Origin of the sequence: Rhizobacter sp. LjRoot28, from assembly GCF_964253025.1 — a bacterium.
GTDB lineage: Bacteria > Pseudomonadota > Gammaproteobacteria > Burkholderiales > Burkholderiaceae_C > Rhizobacter.
Genome location: NZ_CAXUQC020000001.1, coordinates 2,398,415 through 2,421,055 on the forward strand (window position 1 = coordinate 2,398,415; position 22,641 = coordinate 2,421,055).

Here is a 22,641-nt window from a genome sequence, read left to right on the forward strand (position 1 = left end):
CCGGCAGGGCCGAGGCGTTCAGGTCGAGCGACGTGTGTGTCTGGAGGCGCGATCCGGAGTCGAACCGGACTAGACGGATTTGCAATCCGTTGCATAACCGCTTTGCTATCGCGCCGTGGGCCGTGCCGATCGTCGAGCGAGACGGCAGAGCTTAGCAAAAAGGGAAGCCCTGTTAGAAGCTTCCCTTTTACTGTTTGGAGCGGGAGACGAGGCTCGAACTCGCGACCTCAACCTTGGCAAGGTTGCGCTCTACCAACTGAGCTACTCCCGCATGGTCTCGACTGAATCAACGTTTTCGCGTCACATCAGCTGAGAACAAGAGTATATGACGGAAGTTGACGGGCACGCAAGCGTTTCGACTCACATTCCCATCAACTTTTTGCCGACTCGCTCAGTGCTTCAACGAGTCGCCCGTCCCTGCCGCGGGTTCGGCCTTGGGCTCCACCTTCGGCGGCTCTTCATCGGCCAGCGGTTGCGGCTTGGACGCAAGTGCCACGTCGAGCACCTGGTCGATCCACTTCACCGGCACGATCTCGAGCTGGTTCTTCACGTTCGCCGGGATGTCCTGCAGGTCCTTGGCGTTCTCCTCGGGAATCAGCACCGTCTTGATGCCGCCGCGGTGAGCCGCGAGCAGCTTTTCCTTCAGGCCGCCGATCGCCGTGACTTCGCCACGCAGCGTGATCTCGCCGGTCATCGCCACGTCCGCACGCACCGGGATGCCGGTGAGCGCCGACACGAAGGCCGTCGTCATCGCAGCGCCCGCGCTCGGCCCGTCCTTCGGCGTTGCACCGTCGGGCACGTGGATGTGGATGTCCCGCTTCTCGAACAGTTCGTCCTTGATGCCCAGGCGAGCGGCGCGGCTGCGCACCACCGAGCGTGCAGCCTCGACGGACTCCTTCATCACGTCGCCGAGCGAGCCCGTGCGGATGATCACGCCCTTGCCCGGCATGACCGCGGCCTCGATCGTGAGCAGATCGCCCCCGACTTCGGTCCACGCGAGACCCACCACCTGGCCGACCTGGTCGCGCTTTTCCGCCTGGCCGTAGTTGTACTTGCGCACGCCCAGGAAGTCGTTGAGGTTGTCCTCGGTGACGATGACCTTCTCGGTGTACTGCTTGAGCTGGATGCCCTTGACCACCTTGCGGCAGATCTTCGACACCTCGCGCTCGAGCGAACGCACGCCGGCTTCACGGGTGTAGTAGCGGATGATCCCGCGGATCGCCGACTCGGTGACCTCGAGCTCCTCGTCCTTCACGCCGTTGTTCTTCGCCTGCTTGGGCAGCAGGTACTTCTGGACGATGTGGAACTTCTCGTCCTCGGTGTAGCCCGACAGGCGAATCACTTCCATCCGGTCCAGCAGCGCCGGCGGGATGTTCATCGAGTTGGAGGTCGCGATGAACATCGTGTCCGACAGGTCGAAGTCGACCTCGACGTAATGGTCGCTGAAGGTGTGGTTCTGCTCCGGGTCGAGCACTTCCAGCAGCGCGCTGGAAGGGTCACCACGGAAGTCCATGCCCAGCTTGTCGATCTCGTCCAGCAGGAACAGCGGGTTGCGCGTGCCGACCTTCGACAGGCTTTGCAGCACCTTGCCCGGCATCGAGCCGATGTAGGTGCGGCGGTGCCCGCGGATCTCCGCCTCGTCACGCATGCCGCCCAGCGCCATGCGAACGAACTTGCGGCCCGTGGCGCGCGCCACGCTCTGGCCGAGCGAGGTCTTGCCCACGCCCGGAGGGCCGACCAGGCACAGGATCGGCGCCTTCACCTTGTCGACGCGCTGCTGCACCGCGAGGTACTCGAGGATGCGGTCCTTGACCTTCTCGAGGCCGTAGTGGTCCTCGCTCAACACCTGCTCGGCGTACTGGAGGTCGTGCCGGATCTTCGTCTTCTTGGTCCAGGGCAGGTTGACCAGGGTGTCGATGTAGTTGCGCACCACGGTCGCCTCGGCGGACATGGGCGACATCAGCTTCAGCTTCTTGAGCTCGGCATCGACCTTCTTGCGCGCGTCCTTCGGCATCTTCGCGGCAATGATCTTCTTCTCGAGCTCTTCCATGTCGGCGCCGTCCTCGCCGTCGCCGAGCTCCTTCTGGATCGCCTTGACCTGCTCGTTCAGGTAGTACTCGCGCTGGCTCTTTTCCATCTGGCGCTTGACACGGCCACGGATGCGCTTTTCCACCTGCAGGATGTCGACCTCGTGCTCGAGCTGCTCGAGGAGCTTCTCCAGGCGCTTGTCGACCGCGAACAGGTCGAGCACGGACTGCTTGTTCTCGAGCTTGAGCGGCAGATGGGCGGCGATTGTGTCGGCCAGGCGACCGGCGTCATCGATGCCGGCGATGGAGGTGAGGATCTCCGGCGGGATCTTCTTGTTGAGCTTGACGTACTGGTCGAACTGTTGCGTGACCGCGCGACGCAGCGCCTCGATCTCGGGCTTGGTGTCGGCCTCGGGCGGCACGGGCGTGACCTCGGCCACGAAGTGCTCGCCGTTGTCGGTGATGCCATGCGTGTTGGCGCGCTGGATGCCTTCGACCAGCACCTTCACCGTGCCGTCGGGCAGCTTGAGCATCTGCAGGATGCTCGAGACGCAGCCCACCTCGAACATGTCATCGGGCTTGGGCTCGTCCTTGCCGGCGGCCCGCTGGGCCACGAGCATGATCTGACGGCCGGCTTCCATCGCGGCCTCGAGGGCCTTGATGGACTTGGGGCGTCCCACGAACAGCGGGATCACCATGTGGGGGAAGACCACCACGTCGCGCAGCGGCAGCAGCGGCAGCGTGATCGGTTCGGCGGGCAATACAGGATGTCCAGACATTGGAACCTCTCTTTCTCCAGCCCATGTAGGGCTCGAGCGTTCAATTGCAAGAAGCCGTCGCGGCGTGAGCCGCTCGGGCGCTCAGGATCCCTGTCTCAACTCAGAACACTCGACGGCTCTCCCCTGGAGGCCCGGCCACGCGGCCTCCGGCTTGGGTCCGTCGAGCGCGTCACGCACTCGCCTTGGTCTCGTGATAGACCAGCAGCGGTTTCGCGTTCTCTTCGATGGTGTGGTCATCCAGCACCACCTTCGCCACGCCCTCGAGCGTGGGGAGGTCGAACATGGTGTCGTTCAGCGACAGCTCCATGATGGAGCGAAGCCCCCGTGCGCCGGTCTTGCGCGCCAGTGCCTTGCGGGCGATCGCCTGCAGGGCCGACGGACGGACCTCGAGTTCCACGGCATCCATGGCGAAGAGCTTCTGATACTGCTTGAGCAGCGCGTTCTTGGGCTCGGTGAGGATCTGCACCAGCGCGTCCTCGGTGAGTTCACCCAGGGTCGCGACGACCGGCAAGCGACCGACCAGCTCGGGGATGAGACCGAACTTGATCAGGTCTTCGGGCTCGACTTCGCGGAAGACCTCGGACACCCGACGTTCGCTCTTCGTGTGCACGGTCGCCCCGAAGCCGATGCCCGACTTCTCGGAACGGTTCTGGATGACCTTCTCCAGGCCGTCGAACGCACCGCCGCAGATGAAGAGGATGTTGGTGGTGTCGATCTGCAGAAAATCCTGGTTCGGGTGCTTGCGCCCGCCCTGCGGCGGCACCGAAGCCATCGTGCCTTCGACCAGCTTCAGCAGCGCCTGCTGCACGCCCTCGCCCGACACGTCGCGGGTGATGGACGGGTTGTCGGCCTTGCGCGAGATCTTGTCGATCTCGTCGATGTAGACGATGCCGCGCTGCGCCTTGTCGACGTCGTAGTTGCAGTTCTGCAGGAGCTTCTGGATGATGTTCTCGACGTCCTCGCCCACATAGCCCGCCTCGGTGAGCGTGGTGGCGTCGGCAATCACGAACGGCACGTTGAGCAAGCGGGCGAGCGTCTGGGCGAGAAGCGTCTTGCCCGAGCCCGTCGGGCCGATCAGCAGGATGTTGCTCTTGGCCAGCTCCACCTCGTCCTTCGACGTGGACATGTGCTTCAACCGCTTGTAGTGGTTGTACACGGCCACCGACAGCGTGCGCTTGGCGGTGTCCTGCCCGATCACGTACTGGTCGAGGCTGGCTTTGATTTCGGCGGGTGCCGGCAGGTCGGACTTCGCAGCCTTGGACTCGGCCGTGTCGGCGGGCACTTCATCACGGATGATGTCGTTGCACAGCTCGATGCACTCGTCGCAGATGAAAACGGAGGGCCCGGCGATCAGTTTCTTGACCTCGTGCTGGCTCTTGCCGCAGAAGGAGCAATAGAGGACTTTTTCGCTCGAGGAGCCTTTTTTGTCGGCCATGGATCTACGCGCTGTGGGGTGGGAAAGGCTAGGTCAATGATAGAGCAAAAGAAAACGGGGCCTTGGGATCGAATAAGGCCCCGTTTCAGATGCAGTTACCGGCCCGGATACACCCTCGGAGGGTTATTTGTCCGGGCGACCAAGTCAGGGATTGATGGGGTGATCACGCTTGCTGATCACCTTGTCGATGAGGCCGTAGGCCTTTGATTCCTCGGGGTCCATGAAGAAGTCGCGCTCCATGTCGCTGCGGATCTTTTCCAGCGGCTGGCCGGTGCGCTCGGCATAGATGCGGTTGAGCTGCTCACGGGTCTTCAGGATCTCCCGGGCATGGATCTCGATGTCCGTGGCCTGGCCCTGCGCACCGCCGGACGGCTGGTGGATCATGACGCGCGAGTTCGGCAAGGCAAAGCGCTTGCCCTTGGCACCAGCCATCAGCAGGAACGAACCCATGCTGGCCGCGATGCCCATGCAGAGCGTCGAGACGTCCGGCTTGATGAATTGCATCGTGTCGAAAATCGACATGCCGGCGCTGACCGAACCCCCGGGGGAGTTGATGTACAGCGAGATGTCCTTGTCGGGGTTCTCGCTTTCCAGGAACAGCAGCTGGGCCACCACGAGGTTGGCCGATTGGTCGTTGACCGGCCCCACCAGGAAGATCACCCGCTCGCGCAGCAGCCGGCTGTAGATGTCGTACGCCCGTTCGCCGCGGCCCGACTGTTCGATGACCATGGGCACCAAGCCCAAACCTTGAGTTTCCAGCGCGCTCATGTGGTGTCCTTGAGAGATTAGTTGCGACAGGTTGGGGTCGATTATGAAACGACAAGAGAGAGGCCACACATCGAAGCGAGAAAGGGTGCCGACCTTCCGGCCTGGCACCCTTTTCCTGTGGCGGCGAAGCGGTGTCAGCCGGCCATCAGCTCGTCGAACGGCAGTGCCTTGTCGCTCACGCGTGCCTTGCTCATGACGAACTCGGCGACGTTGTTCTCGATGACGACGCCTTCGACTTCGGCCATGCGCTGGCGATCGCTGAGGTACCAGCGAACGACGTCGGCCGGCTTCTCGTAGCTCTGGGCGATTTCCTCGATGTGGGCCTGCAGCTGCTCGGGCTTGGCCGACAGGTTGTTGGCACGCACCAGTTCACCCACCACCAGGCCCAGGCGCACACGGCGCTCGGCCTGGTCCTTGAAGACCTCGGCCGGGATCGGCGCCGATTCGGCGTCCTTGACGCCACGCTTCTTCAGGTCGGCGCGAGCCGCTTCGACCATGCGCTCGACCTCGCCGTTCACCAGGGCGGTCGGCAGGTCGAGCTCGGCCACCTTCACCAGGGCGTCCATGACGGCGGCCTTGTTGCGGGCCAGCACGCGGAACTTCACTTCGCGCTCGAGGTTCTTCTTGATGTCGGCGCGCAGGGCTTCCACCGTGCCGTCCGCAATGCCGAGCGACTTGGCGAACGCCTCGTCGACCACGGGCAGGTTCTGCGACTCGATCTTGTTGACCGTGACGAGGAAGTCGGCTTCCTTGCCGGCGACGTCCTTGCCCTGGTAGTCCTCGGGGAACTGCAGCGGGAAGGTCTTCGACTCGCCGGTCTTCATGCCGCGCACGGCCTTTTCGAAGGCCTCGAGCATCTGGCCTTCGCCGATCAGGAACTGGAAGCCCTCGGCCTTGCCGCCGTCGAACGGCACGCCGTCGATCTTGCCTTCGAAGTCGATGGTCACGCGGTCGCCTTCGCTGGCGGGCTCGCCGGCCGGGCGCTGGGCGAAGGTGCGGCGCTGCTTGCGCAGGATCTCGACGGTCTTGTCGATCGCGGCTTCGGTGACGTCAGTGGAGACGCGCTCCACTTCAGCGGTCGACAGGTCGCCCAGCTTCACTTCGGGGTAGACCTCGAAGGTGGCGTCGAACGCCAGCTGGCCCTCGGGCGGATTTTCCTTTTCCGTGATGCGGGGAGCGCCAGCGACACGCAGCTTGGCCTCGGCCGTGGCTTCGGCAAACGCCTGGCCGACCTTGTCGTTCATCACTTCGTACTGCACCGAGTAGCCGTAGCGCTGCGACACGACGCTCATGGGCACCTTGCCCGGGCGGAAGCCGTCGGCCTTGACCGTGCGGGCCAGGCGCTTGAGGCGGTTCGTCACCTCGTTGTTGATGGTATCGGCGGCGAGCGTCAGCGTGATGCGGCGTTCGAGCTTCTCGAGGGTTTCTACGTTCACAGCCATGGTTCGGACTCTCTGGTTTCGTTCGTTTGCTGGTGCGCGGGGGGGGACTCGAACCCCCACACCATTGCTGGCGTCAGGACCTAAACCTGGTGCGTCTACCAATTTCGCCACCCGCGCCAAGCACCTGGAAAATAACAAGGGGAAGCCTGGACTTCCCCTATCGCGATTCGGTCAGCCCGACATTTTAGCCGGTAGTCGCGGGCACCGGTCCATCGGCACTCGCCCGGACCTCATCCTCGGGCCGCTTGACCCTGAACCAGGCCGCGTACATCGCCGGCAACGACAGCAATGTCAGGGCCGTGGCGACGATCAGTCCGCCCATGATCGCCACGGCCATCGGGCCCCAGAAGACGCTGCGCGACAGCGGAATCATGGCGAGCACGGCTGCTGCTGCCGTGAGCACGATCGGGCGACAGCGTCGCACCGCCGATTCGACGATCGCATCCCAGGTCGCGACACCTGCAGCCCGGTCCTGCTCGATCTGGTCGATGAGGATGACGGAGTTGCGCATGATCATGCCCATCAGCGCGATGACGCCGAGCAGCGCGACGAACCCGAAGGGCCGGTTCAGCAGCAGCAGCGCCGCAGCGACGCCCGGCAGGCCGAGCGGCCCGGTGAGGAACACGAGCACCGCCCGGCTGAAGCTGTGCAGCTGCAGCATGAGCAAGGTGAACATGATGAAGAGCATCAAGGGTGCGCCGGCCGCGATGGAGCCCTGCCCCTTGCTGCTCTCCTCCACCGCACCTGCCACCTCGATGCGGTAACCCGGCGGCAACTTGGCCCGGATGGGCTCGAAGAGGGGGTCGAGCTGCGCGCTGACCGTGGCGCCCTGCACGCCGTCCACGATGTCGGCCTGCACGGTGACGGCATAGTCCCGACCCTCGCGCCACATCACCCCCGGTTCCCACATGAAAGACGCCTGGGCGATCTGGCCCAGCGGGATGCTGCGACCGGAATTGGAAGGCACGTATGCATTGGCCAGGTCCGTCAGGGCGAGCCGCTCCTCGTTCGGCGTGCGCAGGACGATGTCGATCAGCTTGTCGCCGTCGCGGTACTGACCGATGGTGGTGCCACTGCTGACCGATCGAGCCGCCTGGGCGATCGACTGGCTGGACACGCCGAGGGCGCGTGCCTTGTCCTGGTCGACATCGAGACGCAGCACCTTGACCGATTCGTTCCAGTTGTCGTTGAGGCCGCGCAGCAGCGTGTTCGGGCGCATGGCCTCCTTGACCTCGTCGGCATACGCGCGCACCTTGGCGGCGTCCGGCCCGACGACGCGGAACTGCACCGGATACGGCACCGGCGGTCCGTTGGGCAGCAGCTTCGGCCGGGCACGAACCTCAGGGAATTCGGTCGCCAGCACCTCGGGCAGTGCGGCGCGCAGGCGCTCGCGCGCCGCGATGTCCGTGGGCAGCACGACGAGCTGGCTCACGTTGCTCTGGGGGAAGATCTGGTCCAGCACGAGGGCGAAGCGCGGCACGCCGCTACCCACCCACGTGGCAACCTGTGACACGCCTTCCATCTTCAGCAGGCGAGCTTCCACCTTGCGGGTGGTCTCCTCGTTGGCCGCGAAGCTCGTCCCCTCCGGGTACCAGAGGTCGACGAGAAGATCGAGGCGGCTGGAGTCCGGGAAGAACTGGTTCTGCACCCGGCTCATGCCGAACACGCCCAGGCCCATGGCGGCGACGGTCAGGCCGATGGTGATCCAGCGGTGGGCGACGCACCAGTGCACCAGGCGCCGGAATCGCTCGTAGAACGGCGTGTCGAACAGCTCGTGAGGCGCACCTGCCTCACCCGCATGCGGTGGACGCTTGAGCAGCAGCGTGCCCAGGTAGGGGACGAAGAAGACCGAGACGATCCAGGAGATCAACAGCGCGACCGTCGTCACCGCGAAGATGGCGAAGGTGTACTCGCCGACCGCCGAGTTGGCCAGGCCGATGGGCAGGAAGCCCACGGCGGTGATCAAGGTGCCCGTGAGCATCGGCATCGCCGTTGCCTCGTAGGCGAAGGTGGCGGCCCGCATCTTGTCGTAGCCCTCCTCCAGCTTGCGCACCATCATTTCGACCGCGATGATCGCGTCGTCGACGAGCAGGCCGAGCGCGATGATGAGCGAGCCCAGCGAGATCTTGTGCAGACCGACGCCCCAGTACAGCATCGCGACGAAGGTGATCGCCAGCACGAGCGGAATGGTGATGCCCACCACCAGGCCCGGGCGCCAGTCGATGGTGAAGCGCCATGACCCGGGCTTCCTGAAGTGCAAACCCAGGCTGACGAAGCTCACGGCCAGCACGATGACCACGGCCTCGATCAGCACCTTGATGAACTCGTTGACCGAGCCCGCGACCACCGACGACTGGTTCTGGAACTGGGTCATCTCGATGCCGACCGGCAGGTCGGCCCGGATTTCCTCCATCGCCACCTTGAGGGAGTCGCCCAGCCCGATGATGTCCCCGCCCTTGGCCATGGAGATACCGAGCGCGATGACTTCATTGCCCTGGTGGCGCACCTTCACCTGCGGTGGGTCCACCGTGCCGCGCCGCACGGTGGCGATGTCGCCGAGCTTCAGGCTCGCGCCACCCGCACGGATGGCGAACGCCTTGAGTTCTTCCACCGAATTGAATTGCCCCGCCACACGCACCTGGACCATGTCGGTGGGCGCGTTGAACGAGCCGGCGGATTCCACGGCGTTCTGCTGCCCCAACTGGGAAAGCACGGCGTTGAAATCGAGCCCCAGCTGGGCCAGGCGGCGCTGGGAGATCTCGATGAAGATCTTCTCGTCCTGCGCGCCGAAGACCTCGACCTTGCTGACGTCCTTGACCTTGAGCAGCCGCTGGCGCACCAGGTCGGCCTGGGTCTTGAGCTCGACGGCGTTGAAGCCGTCCGCCGAGAGTGCATAGATGCTGCCGTACACGTCGCCGAACTCGTCGTTGAAGAACGGGCCGACCACGCCCGAGGGCAAGGTGCCCCGCATGTCGCCGATCTTCTTGCGCACCGTGTACCAGATCTGCTGCATCTCCTTGGGCGGCGAGGAGTCCTTCACCTGGAAGATGATGAGGGTCTCGCCCGGCTTGGAGTAGCTGCGGATCTTGTCCGCATAGGGCGCTTCCTGCAGCGTCTTCTCGATCTTGTCGGTGACCTGCTCGGCGACCTGCTGCGCCGTGGCGCCCGGCCAGTAGGCGCGAACAACCATGGCCCGGAAGGTGAACGGCGGATCCTCGTCCTGGCCCAGCTGGAAGTAGGCGGCCAGCCCGAGCACCATCAGCACCACCATGAGGTAGCGCGTCAGCGCCGTGTGCTCCAGCGCCCAGCGCGAGATGTTGAACGACTTGCGGGGTTCCGCTGCCACGCCCTCGCTCATTTGGCGCTCACCGCAGTCGGGTTGGCGGCGACGGCGGGGGACGACGACCCGGGCTCGACGAACTGCTTGACCTTCTGGCCGGGGTTCAGCACATGCACGCCGGCGGTGACGACAACCATGCCGGGAGCGAGGCCGCCGGTGACGACCGCCTCGTTGCCCTCGGCGCCGGCCACTTCCACCACATGGGTCTTGACCGTCATGGTCCGCGGGTCCAGGAGCCACACCGACGAGCGCCCCTTGTCCTCACGCAGCGCGGACAAGGGCAGCTTCGTCACCCCCTCGGTCTTGCGTGTCTCCGCCACCACCGTGGCGGTCTGGCCCAGGCGCAACGAGCGCGCGTCGCGGCTGTCGCCCAGGTCGGCCTTCACCAGGAACGTGCGGGTGACCGGGTCGGCGGAGGCGGCGACTTCCCGCAGCTTCGCCGGGATGGGCGGGGCATCGCTCCCCCAGGGCCGGACCTTGAGGTTGCCCGGCTGGGCAGCAAGCGACTTGACGACGCCCACCTTGTCTTCAGGGACGGAGAACACCACGTCACGCGGACCATCATGAGCAAGCCGGATGACGGGCGCGCCGGCCGCCACCACCATGCCGGGCTCCGCCTCGACGCCGGTCACGACGCCGGCCACATCGGCCACAAGCGCGGCGTAGGCCGCCTGGTTGCCCTGCACGCTGGACTGCGCCCTCGCCTGATCGAACTGGGCACGTGCCGCCTTCAAGGCGGTGTCGCGCCGCTCCAGTTCGGCCGAGCTGATGAAGCCCTGGTCGCGCAGTTCCTTGAAGCGCTTGTAGTCCGCCTCGGTCTGGTCCAGGTTGGCCTGGGCCGCAACGAGGGCCGCACGGGCGGCGTCCTGGCCCAGCTTGAGGTCTTGCGGATCCAGCTGCGCCAGCAATTGGCCCGGCTTCACCGCGTCGCCCACGTTGACGGCGCGCCGGACGATCTTGCCGCCCACTCGGAACCCGAGCCGCGACTCCGTGCGCGCGCGGACTTCGGCCGCGTATTCGTGCGTGCCGGCCGTGCTGGCCGTCGCGACGGTCATGGTGCGAACCGCGCGGACGGGCGTGGGCGCCGGCTCGGGCTTGGAACACGCGGCCAGGATCGCGAGGCCGAGCAAGGGGACGAAGGATGTAACGCGCATGGAATTCCTCGGCAAGACGAAGCGGCGACGCGCTAAATGACTGACTGGTCAGTAATGTATTCTCGGGCCGAGCGGCCTGTCAACGCGTCATCCCCGTCCGGGTACTGCCACGTGAAGTCCGCACGATGCGGCGACAATGCGCGCCGGATCTTCCTCCACATGAGCATCGAACACTACGAAAACTTCCCCGTTGCCTCGGTGTTGTGCCCCCCGGCACTGCGCGCGCCGGTCACGGCTATCTATCACTTCGCCCGCACCGCCGACGACATCGCCGACGAGGGTGACGCGCCGCCGCATGAGCGCCTGGCCGAGCTGCTCGCCTATGGAGCCGAGCTCGATGTGATCGCCGCGGGCCGCGCGCCGGGTGATCGCTGGGCGAGGGTGTTCCTGCCTTTGCGGGAGCAGCTCGTCAGGCATCGGTTGCCCGTGCCGCTGCTCCACGCCCTCCTCGATGCCTTTCGCCAGGACCTGGTGCAGCACCGCTATGCCGACCGCCAGGAACTGCTCCGCTATTGCGAGCGTTCCGCGAACCCGGTCGGTCGGCTGTTGCTGCACCTGTACGGCGTCGATGATCCAGCGAGCCTCGAGCAGTCGGACCGGATCTGCAGCGCGCTGCAACTCGCCAACTTCTGGCAGGACCTTTCCATCGATACCCGCCGCGGACGCCTGTATGTCCCCGTCGCCGATTGCGACCGGTTCGGCGTGAGCCCGGAGTCCTTGCTGGCCGGAGACGATGCGCCGGCGAGCCGCGCGCTGGTCGCCGATCTTGTCGGATGGACGCGCCAGATGATGCTGGCCGGCAGTCCGCTCGTCCACCGCGTGCCCGGCCGCGCCGGCTGGGAGCTGCGGCTGGTGGTTCAAGGCGGTCTGCGGATCCTCGCCCGCATCGAAGCGATGCAGTTCGCCACCCTCTCCTCGCGCCCGAAGCTTGCATGGACCGACGCGGCCGTGATGGCATGGCGCGCCTGCCGCATGTCCCGCTCGCACCTGGCCCGCCTGCAGAAAGCCTGATGATGACCCCCGAACAGTACGTGCAGGACAAGGCCGCCAAGAGCGGCTCGAGCTTCTACTACGCATTCCTTTTCCTGCCGCCGCCGCGGCGAGCCGCCATCACCGCGTTCTACGCCTTCTGCCGTGAGGTCGACGACGTGGTCGACGAGGTGCAGGACCCGGGCGTGGCGGCCACCAAGCTGGCCTGGTGGCGCAAGGAGGTCGCATCCGCGTTCTCCGGAAAGCCCTCCCATCCCGTGACGTTGGCCCTCATGCCGCACGTTGCGGCCTACGACATCCGTGCGGAACACCTGCAGGCCGTCATCGACGGTTGCCAGATGGACCTGGATCAATCGCGCTACCTCGATTTCGCCGGCCTCGCGCGCTACTGTCACCTGGTGGCGGGCATCGTGGGCGAGGTCGCCTCAGGCATCTTCGGGCGCACCCAGGCCCAGACCATCGCCTACGCCCACCGCCTGGGCCTGGCCATGCAGCTGACCAACATCATCCGCGACGTGGGAGACGACGCGCGGCGCGGCCGCATCTACCTTCCCGTCTCGGAACTGCAGCAGTTCGATGTCAAGGCGCACGAGGTGCTGAATCGCGGCTACAGCGAGCGTTTCACCGCCTTGATGACCTTCCAGGCCGGGCGCGCGCACCGCTGCTACGACGAGGCCCTGGCCTTGCTGCCCGAGGCAGACCGCCGGGCGCAGAAACCGGGGCTCATGATGGCGCAGATCTACCGCACGCTCCTGCGCGAGATCGAAGTCCAGCAGTTTCAAGTGCTGCACCAGCGCACCTCGCTCACCCCCCTGCGCAAGCTGTGGATCGCCGCGAAGACCAACTGGACCGTTCGTTGATGCCCTTCGCACACTCGGTGGCCGTCATCGGGGGCGGATGGGCGGGGCTTGCGGCCGCCACGTCCGCGACGGCGGCGGGCCTGCGCGTGAGCGTCCACGAAATGGCGCCCCAGCTGGGCGGGCGAGCCCGCACCATCGACAGCCACGGCTTGCCGCTCGACAACGGCCAGCACATCCTCATCGGGGCCTACACCGAGACGCTCGCGCTCATGCGCACCGTCGGCGTCGACGTCTCGCAGGCCCTGCTGCGCACGCCGCTGCGCATCTGCTATCCCGAAGGCAGCGGCCTGCAGATGCGCCCTGGCGCGCCCGTGCTCGCATTCCTGGCAGCCGTCGCGCGATACCCCGGCTGGAGCCTGTCGGCCAAGGCCGCCCTGTTGTCGACGGCGAGCCGCTGGGCGCTGACGGGCTTTCGCTGCGATGAAACCTGGACTGTCGAGCGCCTGGCCTCCCATCTTCCGCCGGCCGTGCGTCAGGACCTGCTCGAACCCCTGTGCGTGGCCGCGCTCAACACGCCCGCGAACCAGGCCAGCGCCACGGTGTTCCTCCGTGTGCTGAGGGATGCGCTGTTCAGCGGCCCCGGTTCCGCGGACTTGCTGCTGCCCCGCCTTCGCCTGGGCGAACTCCTGCCCGATCCCGCGGCGCGGTGGCTGGCCCAGGCCGGTGCCAAGCTGCACCTGTCTCGCCGAGTGGAATCGGTGCAGCCCGAAGGCACGGCCTGGCGCGTCGACGGCGAGCGGTTCGACGCCGTGGTCCTCGCCTGCTCGGCGGCGGAAGCCGCGCGCCTCACGGCCGACGTGGCGCCCGACTGGGCGGCGCAGGCCCGGTCACTGCAATACGAGCCGATCATCACGGTGTACGCCAGGGCATCTGGCGTCCGCCTCCCCGATCCGATGATGGCCCTCCATGCCGACGCGGCGCGACCGGCCCAGTTCGCCTTCGACCTGGGTGCCCTGTGCGGGCTGGACGGCCTCCTCGCCTTCGTGATCAGCGGCGCCGCGGCCTGGGTGGGGCGCGGGAGCGACGTCACCCAGACCGCAACGTTGGCGCAGGCGCAGCAGGCGCTGGGTTCTCACCTCGGCTCCGAACTCGTGGCGGTCCGCTGCGTGACGGAGAAACGCGCGACCTTCCTTTGCACGCCCGGCCTGCAGCGCCCCCCAACCCGCATACTTCCGGGCCTCGTGGCAGCGGGCGATTTCATCGACGGCCCGTATCCGGCCACGCTGGAAGGCGCGGTGCGCTCCGGCCACCTGGCCGTGGAAGCCTTGTCATGACACCTCTCGAGAAACCCTGAGACAGCTCGATACGGCGGCACGGCGGCGATTGTGAATTTCGCCATGCAAAACCTGGAGCGATTCGGCGACAATGTCGGCATGAAAAGCAAAGAGGATCAGAAGCCCGCGATCCAGGTGCTCGAGCGCATGTTCTCGCTGCTGGACCTGCTGGCTTCCCACCAGGACCCGGTGTCGCTCAAGCTCATCAGCGAACAGACCGGGCTGCACCCGTCCACCGCCCATCGCATCCTGAACGACCTGACCGTCGGCCGCTATGTCGACCGGCCCGAAGCAGGAAGCTACCGGCTCGGCATGCGGCTCCTCGAACTCGGCAACCTCGTCAAGGCCCGCCTTGACGTCCGTGATGCCGCCCTGGGTCCCATGCGCGAGCTGCACAAGCTCACCCACCAGCCGGTGAACCTGTCGATGCGCCAGGGCGACGAGATCGTCTACATCGAACGCACCTACAGCGAGCGATCGGGCATGCAGGTCGTCCGCGCCGTCGGCGGCCGCGCGCCACTGCATCTCACCTCCGTCGGGAAGCTCTTCCTGGCCCACGATGACCCGCAACGGGTTAGGGCCTACGCGACCCGCACGGGACTGGCGGGCCACACGAAGAACAGCATCACCGACATCACCGCGCTGGAGCGTGAGCTGTCGAAGGTGCTGCAGTACAGCACCGCCCGTGACGACGAGGAACTCGAGCTCGGCGTGCGCTGCATGGCCTCCGCCATCCTCGATGACCAGGGGAAGCTGGTGGCCGGTCTGTCCATCTCCGCGCCGGCCGACCGCCTTGAGGAGAGCTGGCTCGAGCGCCTCAAGGCCACCGCCGCCCAGATCTCCGCGGCCCTCGGGTATCGCAAGTAAGGTCCCGGTCGGGCCCGCCGATGTCCGCGCAGCCCGCGGTCGGCAATCGCGGTTGACGGCCGCAGGCCTCGACACGACGCCAGCTTGCTGACTGTGCCACGCCGGCGCGGAAAGACCTTGCGCTCATGCCGTACGAGCCGCGAATTGAAGCAGCAGCCCCGGTTTGCAAATGAAAACGGCTCCCGAGGGAGCCGTCAGGCCACACACACCGCCTGGGCGTGTGCTCAACACACACGCCGCCAGGGCGTGGGGTCAAAGCCGTCGGCGCCTCAGGAGGTGACCTTGGGCATGGCGCTGGCCGTGGGCACGGCCGGCAGCGTCGGGTTGCCCGGCAGGGAGGGCAGCGAGGGCGAATGGTGATCGGCCAGCGGCAGGGTCTCGTTGATCCACTTGCGCACGCGCTCGGCGTCGCCGATCCGCGAGTAGCGGCCGGCGGAGTCGAGGAAGACCATGATCACCTGGCGGCCGGCGAGGCGGGCTTGCATGACGAGGCAGCGGCCGGCTTCGGAGATGTAGCCCGTCTTCTGCAGGCCGATCTCCCACTCCGGGTTCTTCACCAGGCCGTTGGTGTTGCGGTACTGCAGCTGGCGGTGGCCCACGGCCACCTGGTACTCGAGCGAGGTGGACAGGTCGCGGATGATGCGATGCCCATGGGCGTGCTTGACGAGGGTGGCCAGGTCACGCGCGCTGGACTGGTTGCGGCTCGACAGGCCCGTCGGTTCGACGTAGCGGGTGTCGTGCATGCCAAGTTCGGCGGCTTTCTGGTTCATGGCCGCGACGAAGGCGTGCAAGCCGCCTGGATAGTGCCGCCCAAGCGCGTTGGCCGCCCGGTTCTCCGACGACATCAGCGCCAGGTGGAGCATCTCCTCACGCGTGAGCTGGGCGCCCACGCTGAGACGCGAGCTGCTGCCCTTCTCGGTGTCGACATCGTCCTGGGTGACGGTGAGGACCTCGTCGAGCGGGAGCTTCGCCTCCGTTACCACCACGGCAGTCATCAGCTTCGTGATGGAGGCGATGGGAAGGACGGCTTGCGAATTCTTGCTGAAGAGGACCTCGTTCGTGTCCTGGTCGAGCACGAGGGCGACGCTCGACTTCAGGTCAAGCGGATCGTCGGTGCTGTGCAGACCGGAGAGCTGGCCGAACGACGCCCGAACGGGCTCTGCGCGAACCAGCCGGGCGCGGGAGCGCACCGAGATGGCCTTGCCCTTGCGGACCAGGGAACTGGAGCGTTTCACGGCCGCACGGGTGGACACCGTCTTGCTGCGCACGGCCTTGGCCGACGAGGCCTTCGCCACGACGGTGGGCTTTTTCTTGACGGCGCGCGATTTCGACGCGGCTGCGCCGGCTCCGAGCGGCACCGAAACGGCCACGACCAGCACCATCAGGGCACGCAGAAGACCCGACACAGACTTAGGCGCAAATTGCACGACATCACCCCTTCACGCACAGTAACAACAAGTGTAGGCGATAGAAAAAAGCCGCGCAAGATCAAAAACTTACGCTGCTTTCCTCAACCGCCGTGGTGAGGATATCGGCCATGTTGAGCAAAACTCAACCCTGGGCAGCGACGCGTTCGTTCTTGCTGTGCAACTTGTTCAACGCTGCGAGGTAGGCCTTGGCGGACGCCACGACGATGTCAGGGTCGGAACCCACGCCGTTGACCACCCGGCCACCCAATTGCAGCCGCACCGTCACCTCACCCTGGGATTCTGTGCTTCCGGAGGTGATGGCATTCACGGAATAGAGCAGCATTTCCGCGCCTGATTTCACCTGGGACTCGATGGCCTTGAGGCTCGCGTCCACCGGGCCGTTGCCCTGGGCCTCGGTGTGGTGCTCTTCGGCCCCGCCGGCGAACACCACCTTGGCGAACGGGCGTTCCCCGGTTTCCGAGCGCTGCGACAGCGACAGCAGCCGGAAGTGTTCCTGCTCCGAAGTGACCGACTCGTCCATCACCAGGGCCAGGATGTCCTCGTCGAAGATGTCGCTCTTGCGATCAGCGAGCTCCTTGAACTTGGCGAAGGCGGCATTGATTTCGGCCTCGGACTCCAGCACCACCCCCAGCTCCTGCAGGCGTTGCTTGAAGGCATTGCGCCCCGACAGCTTGCCGAGGACGATCTTGTTGGCCGACCAGCCCACATCCTCCGCGCGCATGATCTCGTAGGTATCACGGGCCTTGAGCACGCCGTCCTGGTGGATGCCTGACGCATGCGCGAAGGCATTCGCACCGACCACGGCCTTGTTGGGCTGGACCACGAAACCCGTGGTCTGCGACACGAGGCGGGAAGCCGGCACGATCTGCGAGGCATCGATGCCCACCTCGAGACCGAAGTAGTCGCGGCGGGTCTTGACCGCCATGACCACTTCCTCGAGAGAGCAGTTGCCGGCACGTTCGCCCAGTCCGTTGATGGTGCACTCGATCTGCCGGGCACCGCCGATCTTGACGCCGGCCAGGGAGTTCGCCACCGCCATGCCGAGGTCGTTGTGGCAGTGCACCGACCAGATGGCCTTGTCCGAGTTGGGAATGCGGCGACGCAAATCCAGGATGAAGTTGCCGTACAGCTCCGGCACGGCGTAGCCCACGGTGTCGGGGATGTTGATGGTCGTGGCCCCGGCATCGATCACGGCCTCCAGCACGCGGCAGAGGAAATCCGGGTCGGAGCGGTACCCGTCCTCCGGCGAGAACTCGACGTCGCCCGTGAGGTTGCGGGCGAACTTCACCGACAGCCGCGCCTGCTCGAACACCTGGTCAGGCGTCATGCGCAGCTTCTTCTCCATGTGCAGCGCGCTGGTCGCAAGGAAGAGGTGGATGCGGGTGGAGGCCCCGCCCTGCAAGGCCTCGGCGGCACGCGCGATGTCGCGGTCATTGGCGCGGGCCAGCGAGCACACCGTGCTGTCCTTGATCGCGTTCGCGATGGCGCGCACGGCATCGAAGTCACCGTTGGAAGAGGCAGCGAACCCGGCCTCGATCACGTCGACCTTCAGTCGCTCGAGCTGGCGTGCGATGCGCAGCTTCTCGTCCTTGGTCATGGAGGCGCCGGGCGACTGTTCGCCGTCTCGCAGCGTGGTGTCGAAAATGATGAGCTTGTCGGCCATGGTGGTGTGTCCTGGAGTTCGGGAATGCGTTCGGGCGTCAGGTGGAATCTTAGGCGACGATGGCCACGGAGGCGGCTTGCGCGGGCTGCCGCCGTGCGCGGACCACGCCCGACAGGATGGCCTTCAGCGAGGCGCTCACGATGTCGGCGTCGATGCCCACGCCGAACAGGCTGGTCTGATCGTCGAGGCGCAGTTCGAGGAATGCGATGGCCCGTGCGTCCGCGCCGCTGCCGATGGCGTGCTCGTGATAGTCGAGCACCCTCACCCGCTCGCCGCGAGCCTGCAGACCCGCCACGAAGGCATCGATGGGTCCTGCGCCCACGCCCTCGACCTGCATCTGCCGGCCCGCTGCGTCGACGCGGGCGCCCAGCGAGACGACGCCGGGCTCCACGCTGGTGATCGCCGGATGGGCGACCGACACCTCGTTCAACGCGTATTCGCGCTCGAAGATGCCCCAGATGTCGACTGCGCTCTGCTCCTTGCCGGTGTCGTCCATCACTGCCTGGACGACCTGGCTGAACTCGATCTGCAGGCGGCGCGGAAGCTCGATGCCGTACTCGGCCTCCAGCAGGTAGGCGATGCCGCCCTTGCCGGACTGACTGTTGACGCGAATGACGGCGTCGTAGCTGCGGCCGAGGTCCTTCGGGTCGATGGGAAGGTAGGGGATGTCCCAGATGTCACCGTCGCGCCGCTGGGCGAAGGCCTTGCGGATGGCGTCCTGGTGGGACCCGGAGAACGAGGTGTAGACGAGGTCGCCCACGTAAGGGTGGCGCGGGTGCACGGGCAGCTGGTTGCAGTGTTCGACACAACGGCGCACCTCGTCGATGTCCGAGAAGTCCAGGCCCGGAGCGACACCCTGCGTGTACAGATTGAGGGCGACGTTGACCAGATCAAGATTGCCCGTGCGCTCGCCATTGCCGAAGAGGCAACCTTCGATGCGCTCGGCCCCGGCCATCAGGGCCAGTTCACCCGTGGCGGTGCCCGTGCCCCGGTCGTTGTGCGGATGGACCGACAGCACGATGTGCTCGCGACGCGCAATGTGGCGGTGCATCCATTCCACCATGTCGGCGAACACGTTGGGCGTGCAGCGCTCGACCGTGGTGGGCAGATTGATGATGCACTTCCTGTCGGCCGTCGGCTGCCAGATCGCAGTGACCGCGTCGACCACCCGCTTGGCAAAAGGCAGTTCGGTGTCCGAGAAGGTTTCCGGCGAGTACTCGAAGCGCCACTGCGTATCCGGCCGAGCGTTGGCCAGGTCGACGAAGAGGCGTGCATGGGTCTCGACCAAGGCCACGACCCCGTCCTCGTCGAGGCCCAGCACCTTTTCCCGCATCACTGGCGCCGTCGCGTTGTACAGGTGGACGATGGCCCGAGGGACACCTTCCAACGCTTCGAAAGTGCGGCGGATGAGGGGCTCGCGCGCCGGCGTCAGCACCTGGATGGTCACGTCGGCGGGAATGCGATCCTCATCGATCAGGCGGCGGAGGAAATCGAACTCGGTCTGAGAGGAGGACGGAAACCCGACCTCGATCTCCTTGAAGCCGACCTTCACCAGCATCTCGAACAGCCGGAGCTTGCGGGCCAGGTCCATCGGTTCGATGAGCGCCTGGTTGCCGTCGCGCAGGTCGGTGCTGAGCCACACGGGCGCGCGGTCCAGCACGGCATCGGGCCAGCGGCGGTCAGCCAGGCGGACGGGCGCGAACGGACGGTACTTCTGCTGCGGTTGCTTCAACATGGAGAGCTCCTGTGAGAGGGTTCGCAACCAGCACGCATGATCGGAAAAAGCAAAACGGCCCAATGCTGGTTGCATACGGGCCGTTGAGACGAGAAAACGAAGACGTGACTGGTCAGCGAGCCCGGAGAACTCCTAGGCCTAGCGACAGGGTGGCAATCAACGTCATGGGTTCGAATATAGCATCACGCGGCCAACCGTGGCGAGCGGTTCGCGTGGATGGCGTGCCGCAAGGCCGTACGCTCACCGATGAAGCCCCTCTTCGTCCGGCTCGTCTGTCGAGGTGGCAATGACGCTCACGGGGCGACCCTTCGCCCGCTTCCAGGCATAGACGCCATAGCCCGAGGCTCCGTAGAGGCAGAACAGTGCGAACAGCACGAACGGCGGATTCAGCGTGATGAGTGCGATCCCGAGGGCGATGGCCACGATGACGATGAAGGGCACCGAGCGCTTGAAGCTCACGTCCTTGAAGCTGTAGAACGGCACGTTCGTGACCATGGTGAGGCCGGCGTACAGCGTGAAGCCGAAGGCCAGCCAGGCGAGCCAGCCGGGGAATGCGTCGATGCCGTTGCGGCCGCCCAGGTAACCCAGGCTGTCCATCACCCAGATGAACCCCATGACCAGCGCCGCGGCAGCCGGACTCGGCAGGCCCTGGAAGAAGCGCTTGTCCACGACGGCGAGGTTGGTGTTGAAGCGCGCGAGACGCAAGGCCGCACAGGCGCAGTAGACGAAGGCGGCGATCCAGCCCGGCTTGCCGAGACCGGTCAGGGCCCACTCGTAGACGATCAGGGCTGGCGCGGCCCCGAAGGAGACCATGTCGGACAAGCTGTCCATCTGCTCGCCGAACGTGCTTTGCGTGTTGGTCATGCGGGCCACGCGGCCGTCGAGGCTGTCGAGCACCATCGCGCAGAAGACACCGATCGCGGCCTGCTCGAAGCGGCCGTTCATGGCCATGACAATGGCATAGAAGCCGCCGAACAGGGCTGCGACGGTGAACAGGTTGGGCAGGATATAGATGCCCTTGCGGCGCGGCCGGGCCGGGGCGTCGTCCACTTCCAGCGTCGGGTTGTCGCCATCGTGCATCTTGTTCACTGCCTCTGGGGTCGGAAAATTCATCGCGCGAAGGATAACTTAGCACTGTCCCGGGGGCCGCATGAACTGCCGTGCCACACGGGTCAAAAAAAACGGCCGCAAGGTTTCCCTTGCGGCCTGCACCGCGCGGCCGGCGAACCGGCCGGGCACATCGATCAGTTCTTGCTCTGGTCGACGAGGCGGTTCTTCTTGATCCAGGGCATCATCGCGCGCAGCTGCTCACCGACCTGCTCGATCGGGTGCTCGGCCGTGAGGCGGCGGCGCGACAGCAGCGTCGGCGCACCAGCCTTGTTCTCCAGGATGAAGCTCTTGGCGTATTCGCCGGTCTGGATGTCCTTCAGGCACTGGCGCATGGCGTCCTTGGTGGCCTCGGTCACGACACGGGGACCCGTCACGTACTCGCCGTATTCGGCGTTGTTCGAGATCGAGTAGTTCATGTTCGCGATGCCGCCTTCGTAGATCAGGTCGACGATCAGCTTGAGCTCGTGCAGGCACTCGAAGTAGGCCATCTCGGGCGCGTAACCGGCTTCGGTCAGCGTCTCGAAGCCAGCCTTGATGAGCTCGACGGCACCGCCGCAGAGCACGGCCTGCTCGCCGAAGAGGTCGGTCTCGGTCTCTTCACGGAAGTTGGTCTCGATGATGCCGGCCTTGCCGCCACCGTTGGCTGCGGCGTAGCTCAGGGCCAGGTCACGGGCCTTGCCGGTCTTGTCGGCGTGCACCGCGATCAGGTGCGGCACGCCGCCACCCTGTGCGTACGTGCCACGCACCGTGTGGCCAGGGGCCTTCGGGGCGACCATCCACACGTCGAGGTCGGCACGGGGAACGACCTGGCCGTAGTGGACGTTGAAGCCGTGGGCGAAGGCGAGCGAGGCGCCCTGCTTGATGTTCGGCTCGACCTCTTCCTTGTAGACGGAGGCGATCTGCTCGTCCGGCAACAGGATCATGACGACGTCGGCGGACTTCACCGCGTCGGCGATCTCGGCGACCTTGAGGCCTGCCTTCTCGGCCTTGCTCCACGAGGCACCCGACTTGCGAACGCCGACGGTCACCTTGACGCCGCTGTCGTTCAGGTTCTGGGCGTGCGCGTGGCCTTGCGAGCCGTAGCCGATGATCGTGACGTTCTTGCCCTTGATCAGGCTGAGGTCGGCGTCCTTGTCGTAATAAACCTTCATCTATCTCTCCTTCAAATCAGTTCAGTGAGGCGGGTCGGGGTGGAATCAGACGCGCAGAATGCGCTCGCCGCGACCGATCCCGCTGGCGCCGGTACGCACGGTTTCAAGAATGGCGGTGCGGTCGATGGCCTCGAGGAAGGCATCGAGCTTGCTGGAATCGCCGGTGAGTTCAATGGTGTAGCTCTTCTCGGTCACATCGATGATGCGGCCGCGGAAGATGTCGGCCATGCGCTTCATCTCTTCGCGCTCCTTGCCCACCGCGCGCACCTTGATGAGCATCAGTTCGCGCTCGGTGAAGCTGCCCTCGGTGAGGTCCACGACCTTCACCACCTCGATCAGGCGGTTCAGGTGCTTGGTGATCTGTTCGATGACGTCGTCGGACCCGGTGGTCACGATGGTCATGCGCGAGAGCGACGGGTCCTCGGTGGGAGCGACCGTCAGGCTCTCGATGTTGTAGCCGCGAGCGGAAAACAGGGCGACCACGCGCGACAGGGCGCCGGGTTCGTTCTCGAGCAACAGGGCAATGATGTGTTTCATGGGTGTCTCGCCACGCGCATCGACCGGCTGGCGGTAACCAGCAGGCCTGGGCGCGGCGCTCCAGTAGAGGTCGTGAGGA

16 protein-coding genes and 3 tRNA genes are annotated in these 22,641 nt (G+C 65.8%); 4 read left to right on the plus strand and 15 right to left on the minus strand.

The features are described from left to right. Positions 1-41: 41 nt before the first annotated feature. The 9 genes from ACSQ2F_RS11080 to ACSQ2F_RS11120 all read right to left on the minus strand — a co-directional run bounded on the left by ACSQ2F_RS11080 (position 42) and on the right by ACSQ2F_RS11120 (position 10,945). Positions 42-115, minus strand: a tRNA-Cys gene (locus ACSQ2F_RS11080). Between the two features lie 80 nt (positions 116-195). Next, positions 196-271: transfer RNA gene (locus ACSQ2F_RS11085), tRNA-Gly, on the minus strand. A gap of 120 nt (positions 272-391) precedes the next feature. Then, the gene (gene lon / locus ACSQ2F_RS11090; RefSeq protein ID WP_436022698.1) at positions 392-2,806 is read right to left on the minus strand and encodes an endopeptidase La; all 2,415 of its coding nucleotides are present in this window, start codon (positions 2,804-2,806) and stop codon (positions 392-394) included. A 169-nt stretch (positions 2,807-2,975) separates the two neighbouring features. Then, on the minus strand, positions 2,976-4,241 hold the full coding sequence (gene clpX, locus ACSQ2F_RS11095; protein WP_436022700.1) for an ATP-dependent Clp protease ATP-binding subunit ClpX: 1,266 nt from the start codon (positions 4,239-4,241) through the stop codon (positions 2,976-2,978). A 144-nt stretch (positions 4,242-4,385) separates the two neighbouring features. Next, a complete protein-coding gene (gene clpP / locus ACSQ2F_RS11100) occupies positions 4,386-5,009 on the minus strand; it encodes an ATP-dependent Clp endopeptidase proteolytic subunit ClpP (RefSeq protein ID WP_436022702.1) in 624 nt (207 codons plus the stop codon). A 134-nt stretch (positions 5,010-5,143) separates the two neighbouring features. Then, positions 5,144-6,451 carry a trigger factor gene (tig, locus tag ACSQ2F_RS11105; RefSeq protein WP_436022704.1) on the minus strand — a complete coding sequence of 436 codons (1,308 nt, stop codon included), beginning with the start codon at positions 6,449-6,451 and terminating at the stop codon, positions 5,144-5,146. A gap of 30 nt (positions 6,452-6,481) precedes the next feature. After that, positions 6,482-6,568: transfer RNA gene (locus ACSQ2F_RS11110), tRNA-Leu, on the minus strand. A gap of 67 nt (positions 6,569-6,635) precedes the next feature. After that, positions 6,636-9,809, minus strand: a complete 3,174-nt coding sequence (locus tag ACSQ2F_RS11115) for an efflux RND transporter permease subunit (RefSeq protein ID WP_436022706.1) — start codon at positions 9,807-9,809, stop codon at positions 6,636-6,638. Further along, positions 9,806-10,945, minus strand: coding sequence for an efflux RND transporter periplasmic adaptor subunit (locus ACSQ2F_RS11120; protein WP_436022708.1), 1,140 nt, complete (start codon positions 10,943-10,945; stop codon positions 9,806-9,808). The genes ACSQ2F_RS11115 and ACSQ2F_RS11120 overlap by 4 nt, the downstream gene beginning before the upstream one ends. Before the next feature lie 159 nt (positions 10,946-11,104). Here ACSQ2F_RS11120 and hpnC point away from each other — a divergent pair, with 159 nt between their 5' ends. The 4 genes from hpnC (at position 11,105) to ACSQ2F_RS11140 (ending at position 14,936) form a co-directional block, all read left to right on the plus strand. Beyond that, a complete protein-coding gene (hpnC, locus tag ACSQ2F_RS11125) occupies positions 11,105-11,956 on the plus strand; it encodes a squalene synthase HpnC (RefSeq protein WP_436022710.1) in 852 nt (283 codons plus the stop codon). 2 nt (positions 11,957-11,958) lie between these two features. Next, a complete protein-coding gene (gene hpnD, locus ACSQ2F_RS11130) occupies positions 11,959-12,795 on the plus strand; it encodes a presqualene diphosphate synthase HpnD (RefSeq protein ID WP_436026797.1) in 837 nt (278 codons plus the stop codon). Then, positions 12,795-14,069, plus strand: coding sequence for a hydroxysqualene dehydroxylase HpnE (gene hpnE / locus ACSQ2F_RS11135; protein ID WP_436022712.1), 1,275 nt, complete (start codon positions 12,795-12,797; stop codon positions 14,067-14,069). The genes hpnD and hpnE overlap by 1 nt, the downstream gene beginning before the upstream one ends. A gap of 99 nt (positions 14,070-14,168) precedes the next feature. Then, the gene (locus tag ACSQ2F_RS11140) at positions 14,169-14,936 is read left to right on the plus strand and encodes an IclR family transcriptional regulator (protein ID WP_436022714.1); all 768 of its coding nucleotides are present in this window, start codon (positions 14,169-14,171) and stop codon (positions 14,934-14,936) included. A 269-nt stretch (positions 14,937-15,205) separates the two neighbouring features. On the opposite strand, the gene pbpG is transcribed toward ACSQ2F_RS11140, so the two are convergent. From pbpG to ilvN, 6 genes are all read right to left on the minus strand, one after another. Further along, complete coding sequence (gene pbpG / locus ACSQ2F_RS11145; protein ID WP_436026799.1) at positions 15,206-16,318, minus strand: D-alanyl-D-alanine endopeptidase; 1,113 nt, start codon at positions 16,316-16,318, stop codon at positions 15,206-15,208. A gap of 169 nt (positions 16,319-16,487) precedes the next feature. After that, positions 16,488-18,029, minus strand: a complete 1,542-nt coding sequence (locus ACSQ2F_RS11150) for a 2-isopropylmalate synthase (protein ID WP_436022716.1) — start codon at positions 18,027-18,029, stop codon at positions 16,488-16,490. Positions 18,030-18,078: 49 nt separating this feature from the next. Beyond that, the gene (leuA, locus tag ACSQ2F_RS11155) at positions 18,079-19,764 is read right to left on the minus strand and encodes a 2-isopropylmalate synthase (RefSeq protein ID WP_436022718.1); all 1,686 of its coding nucleotides are present in this window, start codon (positions 19,762-19,764) and stop codon (positions 18,079-18,081) included. Positions 19,765-20,004: 240 nt separating this feature from the next. Beyond that, positions 20,005-20,844: a CDP-diacylglycerol--serine O-phosphatidyltransferase gene (pssA, locus tag ACSQ2F_RS11160; RefSeq protein WP_436026800.1), complete on the minus strand. Its 840-nt coding sequence runs from the start codon at positions 20,842-20,844 to the stop codon at positions 20,005-20,007. 164 nt (positions 20,845-21,008) lie between these two features. Next, positions 21,009-22,025 (minus strand): ketol-acid reductoisomerase, encoded by a 1,017-nt coding sequence (gene ilvC, locus ACSQ2F_RS11165; protein ID WP_436022720.1) that lies wholly within the window; start codon positions 22,023-22,025, stop codon positions 21,009-21,011. A 45-nt stretch (positions 22,026-22,070) separates the two neighbouring features. Beyond that, complete coding sequence (gene ilvN, locus ACSQ2F_RS11170; RefSeq protein ID WP_436022722.1) at positions 22,071-22,562, minus strand: acetolactate synthase small subunit; 492 nt, start codon at positions 22,560-22,562, stop codon at positions 22,071-22,073. Positions 22,563-22,641: the final 79 nt, after the last annotated feature.